The 13,190-nt window shown below is 74.2% G+C and carries 10 protein-coding genes and 1 riboswitch; of the genes, 6 read left to right on the top strand and 4 right to left on the bottom strand.

Annotated elements, in window-relative coordinates; all coding sequences use genetic code 11:
• Positions 1–31: 31 nt before the first annotated feature.
• A complete protein-coding gene (locus ACXJMZ_RS00300) occupies positions 32–1,246 on the top strand; it encodes a carboxylate--amine ligase (RefSeq protein ID WP_457027896.1) in 1,215 nt (404 codons plus the stop codon).
• Between the two features lie 4 nt (positions 1,247–1,250).
• On the opposite strand, the gene ACXJMZ_RS00295 is transcribed toward ACXJMZ_RS00300, so the two are convergent.
• Entirely contained in the window at positions 1,251–1,880 is a 630-nt protein-coding gene (locus ACXJMZ_RS00295; protein ID WP_457027895.1) for a GTP cyclohydrolase II, read from the bottom strand.
• A 159-nt stretch (positions 1,881–2,039) separates the two neighbouring features.
• Here ACXJMZ_RS00295 and ACXJMZ_RS00290 point away from each other — a divergent pair, with 159 nt between their 5' ends.
• Together ACXJMZ_RS00290 and ACXJMZ_RS00285 are read left to right on the top strand one after the other, a co-directional pair.
• Positions 2,040–2,948, top strand: coding sequence for an NADP-dependent oxidoreductase (locus ACXJMZ_RS00290; protein WP_457027894.1), 909 nt, complete (start codon positions 2,040–2,042; stop codon positions 2,946–2,948).
• Positions 2,949–2,961: 13 nt separating this feature from the next.
• The gene (locus tag ACXJMZ_RS00285; protein WP_457027893.1) at positions 2,962–3,726 is read left to right on the top strand and encodes a VOC family protein; all 765 of its coding nucleotides are present in this window, start codon (positions 2,962–2,964) and stop codon (positions 3,724–3,726) included.
• Here ACXJMZ_RS00285 and lnt read toward each other — a convergent pair.
• Together lnt and cobN are read right to left on the bottom strand one after the other, a co-directional pair.
• Positions 3,702–5,255, bottom strand: coding sequence for an apolipoprotein N-acyltransferase (lnt, locus tag ACXJMZ_RS00280; protein WP_457027892.1), 1,554 nt, complete (start codon positions 5,253–5,255; stop codon positions 3,702–3,704). The genes ACXJMZ_RS00285 and lnt overlap by 25 nt on opposite strands.
• A gap of 56 nt (positions 5,256–5,311) precedes the next feature.
• Positions 5,312–8,923: a cobaltochelatase subunit CobN gene (gene cobN, locus ACXJMZ_RS00275; protein ID WP_457027891.1), complete on the bottom strand. Its 3,612-nt coding sequence runs from the start codon at positions 8,921–8,923 to the stop codon at positions 5,312–5,314.
• Between the two features lie 108 nt (positions 8,924–9,031).
• Positions 9,032–9,139: riboswitch (cobalamin riboswitch) on the bottom strand.
• Positions 9,140–9,235: 96 nt separating this feature from the next.
• Here cobN and ACXJMZ_RS00270 point away from each other — a divergent pair.
• The 3 genes from ACXJMZ_RS00270 to ACXJMZ_RS00260 are packed head-to-tail and all read left to right on the top strand — an operon-like array spanning position 9,236 to position 12,572.
• Positions 9,236–10,444, top strand: a complete 1,209-nt coding sequence (locus tag ACXJMZ_RS00270; protein ID WP_457027890.1) for a cobalamin biosynthesis protein CobG — start codon at positions 9,236–9,238, stop codon at positions 10,442–10,444.
• A complete protein-coding gene (locus tag ACXJMZ_RS00265; protein ID WP_057239921.1) occupies positions 10,441–11,067 on the top strand; it encodes a precorrin-8X methylmutase in 627 nt (208 codons plus the stop codon). Before ACXJMZ_RS00270 ends, ACXJMZ_RS00265 begins: the two co-directional genes overlap by 4 nt.
• A complete protein-coding gene (locus tag ACXJMZ_RS00260; RefSeq protein WP_457027889.1) occupies positions 11,064–12,572 on the top strand; it encodes a precorrin-2 C(20)-methyltransferase in 1,509 nt (502 codons plus the stop codon). The genes ACXJMZ_RS00265 and ACXJMZ_RS00260 overlap by 4 nt, the downstream gene beginning before the upstream one ends.
• Before the next feature lie 54 nt (positions 12,573–12,626).
• Here ACXJMZ_RS00260 and ACXJMZ_RS00255 read toward each other — a convergent pair whose 3' ends face one another.
• A complete protein-coding gene (locus ACXJMZ_RS00255) occupies positions 12,627–13,112 on the bottom strand; it encodes a YcxB family protein (protein ID WP_457027888.1) in 486 nt (161 codons plus the stop codon).
• Positions 13,113–13,190: the final 78 nt, after the last annotated feature.

Raw genomic sequence — 13,190 nt, 5'->3', positions numbered from 1 at the left:
GGCACCGGACTGCACCAGCGATGAGGCCGTCATGCCGCTAGCCCGGATCGAGCCGGACCGCGCGACCCCCGCCCTGCTGGTGAAGATCGGGCACTACCCGCAGCACCACGGCGGGGTCGGGGTGATCCGTACCCTCGGCCGGCTGGGTGTCCCGGTCTACGCCATGGTCGAGGACCGCTGGACGCCGGCTGCGCTCTCCCACTACCTCACCGGTGCCTTCGTCCGTCCCAGCGACGGTACGGAGGAACCGGCCGCACTGCTGGCCACGCTGCTGGAGATCGGCGCCGCGATCGGCCGGCCGAGCGTGGCGGTGACCACCGACGACGAGGCGGCCGTGCTGCTGGCCGAGCACGCCGACCAGCTCTCCCGGTACTTCCTGCTCCCGCCGGTGCCGCCCGCGCTGCCCCGGCGGCTGGCCAGCAAGGCCGGGCTGTTCGAGCTGTGCCGCCGGTACGGCGTGCCGAGCCCGGAGGCCTGGGCGCCGCAGGACTACCGGGAGCTGCTGGCGGTGGGCCGTGAGTACGGCTACCCGCTGGTGCTGAAGAACCTGGAGGCGTGGACCAGGCTGCGGGCACCCGCGGTCGGGCACACCACCGTGGTGCGCGACGAGGCCGAGCTGCGGGCCGCCTGCCCGCCGGGTCCGGTGCCCTCGGTGCTGGTCCAGGAGTATCTGCCGCCGGAGCAGGCCGAGGACTGGATCACCCACCTGTACTGCGGCCAGAACGGCGCCGCACCGCTGGTCTTCACCGGCCGCAAACTCCGCTCCTGGCCGCCGGGCGCCGGGGTGACCACCCGGGCGCAGTCACTGCCCAACCGCGAACTCGCGGAGCTGGCAGGCGGGTTCTGTGCCCGGATCGGCTACCACGGGGTGGCCGACCTGGACTGGCGGCTGGACCGGCGGGACGGTCAGTACAAGCTGGTCGACTTCAACCCGCGCACCGGGGCGCAGTTCCGGCTGTTCCAGAGCACCGACGGGGTGGACGTGGTGCGGGCCCTGCACCTGGACCTGACCGGCCGTCAGGTCCCGGCGGGCCCACAGCTGGTCCGCAGCTTCGGGGTCGGCCAGCTCGACCTGCCGTCCGCCCTGGTCACCTCCTGGCGGGAGCGCCGGCTGCCGCAGGACGTGCTGCCCCGGGCCGGCACCGAACGGGGCTGGCTCTGCCGGGACGACCCGCTGCCCGCGTTCGGCGAGGCGGTCCGCTTCACCGGCACGGTGGCGGAGCGGCTGCGGCGGGCGGTGCGCTGATCCTTCAGCCCACGAGTTCGGCCAGCGGGATGGCGTGGTTGGTGTGCTCGACCTTTGCGCGCAGGTACCGGACGTTGCTGGCGGAGACGTGCACGCCGGTGGGGACCCGCTCGGTCACCTCGATGCCGAGGGCGGTCAGTTGGGCGGCCTTGTCGGGGTTGTTGCTGAGCAGCCGGATGCCGGTGGCGCCCAGGGTGCGGAGCATCTGGGCGGCGGCGGTGTAGTCGCGGCCGTCCTCGGGGAGGCCGAGGGCGGTGTTGGCGGCGTAGGTGTCGAGGCCCTGGTCCTGGAGCTGGTAGGCGTCGAGCTTGTTGTAGAGGCCGATGCCGCGTCCCTCCTGGCGGAGGTAGAGCAGGTAGCCGCCCGCCCCGGCGATCCGCTCGACGGCCTCGCGCAGCTGCGGGCCGCAGTCGCAGCGGGCCGAGCCGAACACGTCGCCGGTGAGGCACTCGGAGTGCAGCCGGACCAGCGGTGTCCGGTCGCCGGGGTCGCCGATCCTGAGCGCCAGGTGCTCCGCGCCGTCGGTCAGGCCGTGGAAGGTGAAGACCTCGGCGTCGACCCGGTAGCCGTCCGGGAATACCAACGGGATCTGGACGTTCGACCGTACCGTCGCGGGGCTCAGCTGATCCGCCATGCCGGACCTCCTTCGGGCTGTTTCGACCGACCGTACACCGTTGTTCCAATTTGAACAACATAGTTCCCGGGCATCCCGTTCGGCTCAGCATCCCCATCCGTACCGGGCCCGCCGCCCGCAAGCTGGTGGAGGCAGGTGAGCCCCGAGCGAAGGAAGAACATGTCCAAGGCATTCGGATTCGTGGCGTACGGCGGGCCGGAGCACCAGGAGTTCCTGGACCGGCCCGTACCCGTCCCAGGGCCGGGCCAGCTGCTGATCGCCGTGCATGCGGCCGGGGTCAACCCGGCCGACTGGAAGATCCGGCAGGGCCTGTTCGGCACCGCGGAGCCGACGCCCCGGGTGCTCGGTCTGGAGGCGGCCGGGGTGGTCCAGGTCCTGGGGGAGGGGGTGACCGGACTGGTGGTCGGCGACCCGGTGTTCGGGCCCACGCCGGGCGGGGCCTTCGCCGAGCACACGCTGCTGGAGTCGGACAACGCCGCCCAGGTGCCCGACGACGTGTCCTTCGCCCAGGCGGCCACCCTCTCGGTGGCCGCCGCCACGGCGTACGACGCGGTCGAGCAGCTGGCCCTGACCCCCGGTCAGGTCCTGCTGGTGCTCGGTGTGGCGGGTGGGGTCGGCAGCGCTGCCGCGCAGATCGCGGCGGCCCGGGGCGTCAAGGTGCTCGGCACCGCGAGCGACCAGAACCGGGAGTACGTGGCGAGCCTCGGCGCGACCCAGATCGCGTACGGGGAGGGGGTGGCCGGGCGGGTGCAGGCGGCCGCGCCGGGCGGCGTGGACGGCATCCTCGACCTGGTCGGCGGCGAGGACGTCCGGGCCGCCGCGGCCGCGCTGCGCCCCGGTGGCCGGCTGGTCTCCACCGCCGATCCGGTCACCGCCGTCGGTCTGGGCGGCGAAGCCGTGAAGCGGCGGCACAGCGGGGAGGTGCTGACCGCGCTGGCGGCCCTGGTGGCGAACGGCGGCCTGGAGCCGCACGTCTCCGAGACCTTCACGCTGGAGCACGCCGCCGAGGCGATGCTCGCGGTCGAGTCCGGCCACGCGCGCGGCAAGTGCGTCATCGAGATCCGCTGAGAGGGCGTCCGAGATGAAGATCACCGAGAGCCGGGCGGGTGCCCCCTGCTGGGCCGAGCACGGCAGCGCCGACCCCAGGGCCGCGCAGGCGTTCTACGGCGAGCTGTTCGGCTGGCGGGCCGAGACCGACCCGCGCCCGGAGGCCGGGGGCTACACCATGATGCTGCTCGGCGAGGACCCGGTCGCCTCGGTCTCCCCGCTGCCCGCTCCCGAGCAGCCCACGGCCTGGACGGTGGTGATCGCCACCGCCCACGCCGACGCCACGGCGGTGGCCGCGACGGCCGCCGGGGGAGCGGTGCTGATGGCGCCGACGGACGTCTTCGAGGAGGGCCGGTTCGCGGTGCTGGCCGACCCGGCGGGTGCGGTCTTCTCGGTCTGGCAGGCCGGGGCCTTCCGGGGCGCCGCGCTGTTCGCCGAGCCGGGCGCGCTGGGCTGGATCGAGCTGGCCACCCGGGACGTGTCCGGCGCGCTGGAGTTCTACCCCCGGGTGTTCGGATGGAGCGTCAGCCCCGGCGAGTCGTACACCCAGTGGGGCCTGGACGGCCGGGACTTCGGCGGGGTGTTGGACATGGGCGAGCAGTTCCCGGCCGACCTGCCGCCGTACTGGATGCCGTACTTCTCGGTCGCCGACGTGGACCTGTCGGCGGAGCGCGCGGTGGCGCTGGGCGCCGAGGCGATGCTGCCGCCCACCGACGTGCCGGACGGGCCCCGGCTCGCGGTGCTCCGGGACCCGCTCGGCGCGGTGTTCGGGATCTACCTGGCCGACACCTCAGGCTGACGCTCGGTCAGCTCCTGCGCCGCCGTCCGGCGGCGGCGCAGCTCCCAGGCGGCGGCGGCCAGCGTGACGGCCGCCGCCGTGTACGGGACCCAGTCGCCGAGCCGGAGGTACCAGGTCTCGGCGCCCGGCGCGGCCAGCGGCAGCGTGACGGTCAGCGCCCCGGAGCCGCCGGTGCCGAGCGAGGCCAGCCGGCGGCCCTGCCGGTCGTACGCCACCGACTCGCCGGTCAGCGCCGCCTGCACCACCGGGCGGCCGGTCTCGGCGGCCCGCMGCGCGCCGMGCGMGGCGTGCTGCTGCGGGGCCCAGGAGGACTGGAAGGTCGAGGTGGCGGACTGGAAGACGATCATCCGGGCGCCGTCGGCCGCCGCCACCCTGGACAGGTCGGGGAAGGTCGACTCGAAGCAGATCAGGGCGCCGAACGGGAGCGGACGGCCTGCCCGGTCGGTGGCGTGCAGCAGGTGGAAGCCCGCGCCGGGGGCCCGGTTCTCGCCCGCGGCCTTGCTCACCCCGGTCAGCCAGCCGAGCACCGGCCGGAGCGGGACGTACTCGCCGAACGGGACCAGCCGGATCTTCCGGTAGCGCTCGGTCACGCCGTCGGGGGTGACCAGCACGGCGTCCTTGGAGATCTTCCCGTCCGCCTTCCGGGCGTCCTCGCCGACCAGCAGCGGGGCGCCGGTCACCGAGGCCAGCTGCCGTAGTTGGCTCAGGGTCCCGGGTGAGCGGTCCAGGTCGGCGGTGGTGCTGCTCTCGCCCCAGACCACCAGGTCGAGCGGCTGCCCGGCCAGGTCGGCGGTGATCCGCTCACCGGTGGCCAGGCGTTCCTCGGGGCCCGGGGTCTGGCCGGGCTGGACCAGGGCGACGGTCGCGGTGTCACCGGGAGCCACGGCTGGAGCCGGGGCCCGCTGGGCGGCGAACAGCAGCGGGCCGGCCAGCAGCGTCCCGGTCACCGCCAGCACGGCCAGCGCCCGGACCCGGAGCCGACGCCCCGTCAGCAGGATCAGTACCCCTACATTGGCGGCCACGACCGCCGCGCTCACCAGCCACGCCCCGCCCACCGAGGCCAGCCCCAGCACCGCCGGGTGCTCCCACTGACTCGCGCCGAGCAGCGCCCACGGCCCGCCCAGCGCGTGCCAGGACCGGACGAACTCGGTGCTCACCCAGACCGACGGCACCACCAGCAGCGCGAGCGCGGCCCGGCCCGGGGTGACCGGCGGGTGCAGCAGCCGGTGCACGGCGAGCCCGACGGCTCCCTGCAGCGAGCCGAAGACCACGGCGAGTGCGAGCAGCCCGGGCCCGATCGACGGCACCAGCCAGTACATCGCGGTCAGGATGAACCCCGCCCCGAACCACCACCCCCGGACCACGGCCTCCCGTGCCGTCGCCGCCCGCTGCATCAGCACCAGCCCGGGGACCAGCGCCACCCAGGCCAGCCACCCCCACCCGGCCGCCGGAAAGCTCAGCACGGGCAGCGCCCCGGCCACCGACGAGGCGTACCGGGCGGGTTGGCGGAGCGACGCGGGCAGCTTCATACCCCGATTGTCCGGCCCGCTCCCCCCTCGGCGCAGGAGGAGCGGGCCGTGTTGGGTCAGCTGTCGCCTTCGAGGTCGCCCTCGGTCTCCAGGAAGGCGGTGCGCAGCGCGTCGATCAGGGCAGGGTCGGGCTCGGCCCAGAGGCCGCGGTCGGCGGCTTCGAGCAGGCGCTCGCTGATGCCGTGCAGGGCCCAGGGGTTGGCGCCGCTGAGGAACTCGCGGTTGGTCGGGTCGAGCACGTACTCCTGGGTGAGCTTCTCGTACATCCAGTCGGCGACCACGCCGGTGGTGGCGTCGTAGCCGAACAGGTAGTCCACCGTGGCGGCCATCTCGAAGGCGCCCTTGTAGCCGTGGCGGCGCATCGCCTCCATCCAGCGCGGGTTGACCACCCGGGCGCGGAAGACCCGGGCCGCCTCCTCGGTGAGGGTGCGGGTGCGGACCGTCTCGGGGCGGGTCGAGTCGCCGATGTAGGCGGTCGGGGCCTTGCCGGTGAGGGCGCGCACGGTGGCCACCATGCCGCCGTGGTACTGGAAGTAGTCGTCCGAGTCGGCGATGTCGTGCTCGCGGGTGTCGGTGTTCTTGGCGGCGACGGTGATCCGCTTGTACGCGGTCTCCATCTCCTCCCGGGCCGGGCGCCCGTTCAGCTCGCGGCCGTAGGCGTAGCCGCCCCAGACCGTGTAGACCTCGGCCAGGTCGGCGTCGGTGCGCCAGTCCCGGCTGTCGATCAGCTGGAGCAGACCGGCGCCGTAGGTGCCCGGGCGAGAGCCGAAGATCCGGGTGGTGGCCCGGCGTTCGTCGCCGTGCTCGGCCAGGTCGGCCTGGACGTGGGCGCGGACGAAGTTGTCCGTCTCGCTCTCCTCCTGACGCGATGCCAGCCGGACGGCGTCGTCGAGCAGGGCGACCACGTGCGGGAAGGCGTCCCGGAAGAAGCCGGAGATCCGCAGCGTGACGTCGATCCGGGGGCGGCCCAACTCGGCCAGCGGGATGGCCTCCAGGCCGGTCACCCGGCGGGAGGCGTCGTCCCAGACCGGGCGGACGCCGAGCAGCGCGAACGCCTCGGCGATGTCGTCACCGGCGGTCCGCATCGCGCTGGTGCCCCAGAGCGAGAGACCGACCGAGGGCGGGAACTGGCCGTCGTTGTCGGCCTGGTAGCGGTCCACCAGGGACTGTGCCAACGCCTGCCCGGTCTCCCAGGCGAGCTTGGAGGGGACGGCCTTCGGGTCGACCGAGTAGAAGTTGCGGCCGGTCGGCAGCACGTTGACCAGACCGCGCAACGGCGAACCGGAGGGCCCGGCCGGGACGAAGCCGCCGCCCAGCGCGTGCAGTACGGCGTCCAACTCGTCGGTGGTGGCGGAGAGTCGGGGGACCACCTCGCGGGCGGCGAAGTCGAGTACGTCGCGTACCGCGTCGGGGAGACCGGCCGCGACCTTCTCGACGGCGGACGGGGCCCAGTCCTCGGCCTCCATCGCCTCGACCAGCGCCCGGGCCTGCGCCTCGGCCGCGTCGGTGGCACCCAGGGTGAGCGCGGCCTCGTCCAGGCCGAGCGCCTCGCGCAGGCCGGGCAGCGCGCTGACGCCGCCCCAGATCTGCCGGGCCCGCAGGATGGCGAGCACGATGTTGACCCGGTCCACCCCGGCCGGGGCCTGGCCGAGCACGTGCAGGCCGTCCCGGATCTGGGCGTCCTTGATCTCGCACAGCCAGCCGTCGACGTGCAGCAGGAAGTCGTCGAAGCCATCGTCCTCGGGGCGCTCGTCCAGACCGAGGTCGTGGTCCAGCTTGGCGGCCTGGATCAGGGTCCAGATCTGCGCCCGGATCGCGGGCAGCTTGGCCGGGTCCATCGCGGCGATGTTGGCGTGCTCGTCGAGCAGCTGCTCCAGCCGGGCGATGTCGCCGTACGACTCGGCCCGGGCCATCGGCGGCACCAGGTGGTCGACCAGGGTGGCGTGCGCGCGGCGCTTGGCCTGGGTGCCCTCGCCCGGGTCGTTGACCAGGAACGGGTAGACCAGGGGGAGATCACCGAGGACGGCGTCGGGGCCGCACTCGGCGGAGAGCGCGGCGGTCTTGCCGGGCAGCCACTCCAGGTTGCCGTGCTTGCCGAGGTGCACCACGGCGTGGGCGCCGAAGCCGTTGTCCTCCTGGGTCGCCTGGATCCAGCGGTAGGCGGCCAGGTAGTGGTGCGACGGGGGCAGGTCGGGGTCGTGGTAGATCGCCACCGGGTTCTCGCCGAAGCCGCGCGGCGGCTGGATCAGCACCAGCAGGTTGCCGGAGCGGATACCGGCCAGCACGATGTCGCCGTCCGGGTTCTGCGAGCGGTCCACGTACAGCTCGCCGGGGGCCGGGCCCCAGTGCTCCTCGACCTTGGCGCGCAGGCCGGCCGGGAGGTCCGCGTACCAGCGGCGGTAGTCGGCGGCCGGGATCCGGACCGGGTTGCGGGCGAGCTGGTCCTCCGTCAGCCAGTCCTGGTCGTAGCCGCCGGCCGCGATCAGGGCGTGGATCAGCGCGTCGCCCTCGTGGCCGTCCTCGGTGTCGAGGTCCAGGCCGGGGACGGCGGTGCCGATGTCCATGCCCTCGGCGCGCAGCCGGGCCAGCAGGCGCATCGCGGAGGCCGGGGTGTCCAGGCCGACCGCGTTGCCGACCCGGGCGTGCTTGGTCGGGTACGCGGACAGCACCAGCGCCAACCGCCGCTCGGCGGCCGGGACATGGCGCAGCCGGGCGTGCTTGACCGCGATGCCCGCGACCCGGGCGGCGCGCTCGGGGTCGGCGGCGTAGACGGTCAGGCCGTCCTGGTCCAGCTCCTTGAAGGAGAACGGGACGGTGATCAGCCGGCCGTCGAACTCCGGCACCGCGATCTGGGTGGCGGTGTCCAGCGGGGACAGGCCGTCGTCGCTGGCCTCCCACTGCGCGCGGGACCAGGTCAGGCAGAGCGCCTGCAGGATCGGGCGGTCCAGCGCGGCCAGCGCACCGGCGTCCCAGGCCTCCTCGTCGCCACCGGCCTGCGCGTCGGCCGGGCGGGTGCCGCCCGCCGCGAGCACGGTGGTGACCAGCGCGTCGGCCTGGCCGAGCTCGGCCAGCAGCTCGGGCTCGGCGCCGCGCAGCGAGGCGCAGTAGAAGGCGCGGGCCCGGGCGCCCTGGTCCTCGATCGCCCGGCAGAGCGTCTCGACGAAGGCGGTGTTGCCGCTCATGTGGTGGGCGCGGTAGTAGAGCACGGTGACCAGCGGGCCGTCGTTCTCGGCGGCCGGACGCTCCAGCGGACCCCAGGCGGGGGCGGAGGCGGGCGGCTCGAAGCCGTGGCCGGTGAGCAGCACGGTGTCGGAGAGGAAGGCGCCGAGCTCGGCCAGGTTGGCCGGGCCGCCGTGCGCGAGGTAGGCGTGCGCCTCGGCGGCCAGGCCGGCCGGGACGGTGGAGAGCTCCATCAGCTGGGCGTCCGGGGCCTGTTCACCCGTCAGCACGATCACCGGGCGCGGCCCGGCGAGCAGTGCGTCCAGGCCCTCCTGCCAGGCCCGGCGGCCGCCGAGCAGCCGGACCACCACCAGCTCGGTGCCGTCCAGCAGTTCGGGCAGGTCCTCGACGCCGAGCCGGGCCGGGTTGCCCAGCCGGTACGGGACCGGTCCTGCCGCAGCGCGAGCGCTCAGCAGGTCGGTGTCTGAGGTGGAGAGGAGCAGGATCATGCGAGGGCCCTCCCGGCCGTGACGACGCCCCGGGACGGAGGCAGGAACCGCGAGGAACAGCGCATGGTGAAGCCTTCCTCGAGGTCCGCGCCCCGGGCAGTGTGAGGACGGCAGGAGTTCCTGGCTTCCACGGCTGAGCCGTGGTCACAGTGGCGGGACCGCACCGGGTTCGCACCGGTTTCCTCCACTTTGCCGTCGCTGGCGGTGGCCGGACCGCGAGGCCCGTCCGGTGAGCATCGTACGGGGTACGGCCCGGGAAAGGGCCAGGGCTACGTGATGCACCGGACAGCGGCAAACCGCCTGATCGTCGGTATGCTCGCCGCCATGCCACCCACGCCTGCCGCTGCCGAACCACGTCCCGGTCCGTCCGACCGGGCGGGTGGCGACGCCTGCCCGGGGGCGCTCCGTCTGCATACGGCCGACGACGGCGCGCTGGCCCGGGTCCGGCTGCCCGGCGGAGTGCTGACGGACCGTCAGGCGCTGGTGCTGGCCGAGCTGGCCGAGCGGCTGGGCGACGGCGCGCTGGAGCTGACCTCGCGCGGGAACGTCCAACTGCGGGGCCTGCCCGCCGACTCGGGCCCCGAGCTGGGTTTGGTGCTGCGGGCCGCTGGGCTGCTGCCGTCGGAGACCCACGAGCGGGTCCGCAACATCGTCGCCTCCCCGCGGTCCGGGCTGGACGGTGCCGGGTATGCCGACGTCCGGGGCTGGGCCCGGGAGCTGGACCGGCTGCTCTGTGCGAGTCCGCTCGCAGCGGGCCTGGCCGGGCTCTTCCTGTTCGCGCTGGACGACGGACGTGGCGACGTCGCGGCGCTGGACGCCGATGTGACATTGATCGCAACGCCCGGTGGCGGGGCTCTGCTGTGGCTCGGCCGGGCCGTCACCGCCCGGCGGGTGGCGCCGGGTGACGAGGCGTCGGCCGCGCTCGGCGTCGCCGAGGACTTCCTCTCCGCGCTGCGGTCGACCGGCACCAGGGCCTGGTTCGTCCGGGATGCTCCCGAGCTGCTCGACCCCGGCGCCGAAGCGCTGCCCGTCGTGACCTGCGCCCCACCGGAGCCCGGCCCGTTCGTGGGCGGCCTGGTGGTCGGCACCCGGTTCGGGCGGCTGACTGCCGGTCAGCTGCGGCAGCTCGCCGACGCTGCCCCTGAGCTGCGGATCACCCCCTGGCGCAGCGTGGTGCTCCCGGGCGCCACCGGCCCGGCCCCGGACGGGCTGCGAGCCGAGCCAGGATCGGCCTGGGAGCGGGCCACCGCCTGCACCGGTACGCCCGGCTGCGCCAAGTCGCTGGCCGACGTACGGGCGGATGCGGCGCTGGCGTTGGACCTCGCGGTTGTGCCCGGGGCCCCCGTGCACTGGTCCGGCTGCGAGCGGCGCTGCGGACACCCGACGGGCGAGTGGGTGGACGTGCTCGCCACGGGGCAGGGCTACCGGGTGACGGTGCATCACAGTGACGGACAGACTTCGCAGGACCTGACAACGGAGCAGATGGCCGAGGCGGTAGCCGAGGCCCGGAGGACCACGTGATCGAGTACGAGAAGGACGGCGCGGCCATCTACCGCGAGTCCTTTGCCACCATTCGGGCCGAGGCCGAGCTGGCCCACCTGCCGGCCGACGTCTCCCAGGTCGTGGTGCGGATGATCCACGCCTGCGGCATGACCGACCTGGTGCAGGACGTGCTGTACTCGCCCGGGGTGGTCGCCGACGCGCGGGCCGCGCTGCGGGCCGGGGCGCCGATCCTGTGTGACGTGTCGATGGTCGCCAGCGGGGTCACCCGGAAGCGGCTGCCCGCCGACAACCAGGTGATCTGCACGCTGTCCGACCCGTCGGTGCCCGGGTTGGCCAAGGAGATGGGCAACACCCGCAGCGCCGCCGCGATGGAGCTCTGGCTGCCGCACCTGGAGGGCGCGGTGGTCGCCGTCGGCAACGCACCGACCTCGCTGTTCCGGCTGCTGGAGATGATCGAGGCCGGGGCTCCCCGCCCGGCCGCCGTGATCGGTGTCCCGGTCGGTTTCATCGGCGCGGCCGAGTCCAAGGAGGCGCTGGCCGCGCACCCGTCCGGCCTGGAGCACCTGGTGGTCCGGGGCCGTCGCGGTGGCAGCGCGATAGCCGCCGCGGCGATCAACGCGATTGCGAGCGAAGTCGAATGACGGAACGTACGACTGGGAACCTGTACGGCGTCGGGCTCGGTCCCGGCGACCCGGAGCTGGTGACCGTCAAGAGCGCCCGGCTGATCGGCGAGGCCGACGTGGTGGCGTACCACAGCGCCCGGCACGGCCGTTCGATCGCCCGCTCGATCGCGGCGCCGTACTTCGCCGAGGGCGTGATCGAGGAGAAGCTGGTCTACCCGATCACGGTCGAGACCACCGACCACCCCGGCGGCTACCGGGGCGCGCTGGACGAGTTCTACGAGCAGGCCGCCGACCGGCTGGCCGCCCACCTGGACGCGGGCCGCACGGTGGTGGTGCTGGCCGAGGGCGATCCGCTGTTCTACGGCTCGTACCAGCACATGCACAAGCGTCTCGCGCACCGCTACCCGACCGAGGTGGTGCCCGGGGTGACCTCGGTCAGCGCCGCCGCCGCCCGGCTGGGCAAGGCGCTGGTGGAGGCCGAGGAGGTGCTCACCATCCTGCCCGGCACGCTGCCGGAGGAGGAGCTGACGGCCCGTCTGGCCTCCGCCGACTCGGCCGTGGTGATGAAGCTCGGCCGGACCTTCCCGACCGTGCGCCGGGCGCTGGAGCGTTCGGGCCGACTGGCCGAGGCGCACTACGTCGAGCGAGCCACCATGCCGGGCGAGCGCACCGCGCCGCTGGCGGAGGTGGACCCGTCGACCGTGCCGTACTTCTCGGTGGCCGTGTTGCCCAGCCGGGTCGCGGCCGGTGCCTCGGCGCCGGTCTACGACGGCCCCGGCGAGGTGGTGGTGATCGGCACCGGTCCGGCCGGACCGCTCTGGCTGACGCCCGAGGCACGCGGTGAACTCGCCGCCGCCACCGACCTGGTGGGCTACACCACCTACCTGGACCGGGTGCCGGTCCGGGCCGGGCAGCTGCGGCACGGCTCGGACAACAAGGTGGAGGCCGAGCGCGCCGAGTTCGCCCTCGACCTGGCCCGGCGGGGCCGCCGGGTCGCGGTGGTCTCCTCCGGTGACCCGGGCGTCTTCGCGATGGCCACCGCCGTGCTCGAGGCGGCCTGCGCAGACCCGTACCGCTCGGTGCCGGTGCGGATCGTCCCCGGTATGACGGCCGCCCACGCGGCCGCCTCCCGGGCCGGCGCCCCGCTCGGTCACGACTACGCGGTGGTCTCGCTCTCCGACCGGCTCAAGCCCTGGGAGGTGGTGGCGGCCCGGCTGCGCGCGGCGGCCGTCGCCGACCTGGTGCTGGCGCTGTACAACCCCGGCTCGCAGTCCCGCACCACCCAGGTCGGACTGGCCCGCGACCTGCTCCTTGAGCACCGCGCCGCCGACACCCCGGTGGTGATGGCCCGTGACGTCGGCGGCCCGACCGAACGGGTCCGTACGGTGAAGCTCGGCGAGCTGGACCCGGCGGAGGTCGACATGCGGACCATCCTGCTGATCGGCTCCTCGCAGACCCAGGCGGTGGCCCGGGACAACGGCACCGAGGTGGTCTGGACCCCGCGCCGCTACCCGGAGGCCTGACCGGGGCAGGCAGGAGCCGCACGGCCTTGCGGCTCCTGCCGAGCCGATCCGCCGTCAGCGGGCGCCGGTTCTGGCGGCCTTGTCGTGCCGGGCGACGAAGGCGCTGAACTCCGCCAGTTCGGACGCCTCGAAGGCCCGCTTGGGGACGACCGCCACCGCTCCCTTCGCTCCGTGCAGCAGCACGAACTCGTCGGTCTCCTGGAGCCGCCGCAGCGTCGACCACCTGACCTCGACCCGCTCCAGATCGTTCTCCACCAGATACCACTCGTCGGTCAGGGTCGCCCGGCCCGGTCGGCAGATCCGGTCGGCCTGCCGGGCGACGGCGGCCCGGTAGCCGACCGTGAGCAGCAGGGTGTAGACGGTTCCAGCCGCCAGCGCTACCACCCCGATCGGGTGCTTGCCCAGCGCGAGGTTGGCCGATCCGGCGGCGAGCGCGAGCGCGGTGACGATCCAGCCGAAGACCCGTTGCGGCCTTCTGGCCAGCTTCAATCCGCGGAGCAGCTCACTGCTGGTCAGCTGGTCGGTGACGCTGATGTTCATCGAACTCCCCCGTGGCAGCGGTGGGCTGGACTGCCCGACCGGCCATCATGATCTCTTCCGACTGTCCGACCGGCAAAC

Source organism: Kitasatospora sp. P5_F3, assembly GCF_054049135.1.
This window is presented reverse-complemented; position numbering and strand designations above follow the sequence as displayed.

Bases quoted from the DNA above. Each gene is read 5' to 3' on its own strand.
- ACXJMZ_RS00260 (WP_457027889.1), top strand. From the start codon at position 11,064: ATGACGGAACGTACGACTGGGAACCTGTACGGCGTCGGGCTCGGTCCC.
- ACXJMZ_RS00295 (WP_457027895.1), bottom strand. From the start codon at position 1,880: ATGGCGGATCAGCTGAGCCCCGCGACGGTACGGTCGAACGTCCAGATC.
- ACXJMZ_RS00285 (WP_457027893.1), top strand. From the start codon at position 2,962: ATGAAGATCACCGAGAGCCGGGCGGGTGCCCCCTGCTGGGCCGAGCAC.
- ACXJMZ_RS00270 (WP_457027890.1), top strand. From the start codon at position 9,236: ATGCTCGCCGCCATGCCACCCACGCCTGCCGCTGCCGAACCACGTCCC.
- ACXJMZ_RS00290 (WP_457027894.1), top strand. From the start codon at position 2,040: ATGTCCAAGGCATTCGGATTCGTGGCGTACGGCGGGCCGGAGCACCAG.
- ACXJMZ_RS00300 (WP_457027896.1), top strand. From the start codon at position 32: ATGCCGCTAGCCCGGATCGAGCCGGACCGCGCGACCCCCGCCCTGCTG.
- ACXJMZ_RS00255 (WP_457027888.1), bottom strand. From the start codon at position 13,112: ATGAACATCAGCGTCACCGACCAGCTGACCAGCAGTGAGCTGCTCCGC.
- cobN (WP_457027891.1), bottom strand. From the start codon at position 8,923: ATGATCCTGCTCCTCTCCACCTCAGACACCGACCTGCTGAGCGCTCGC.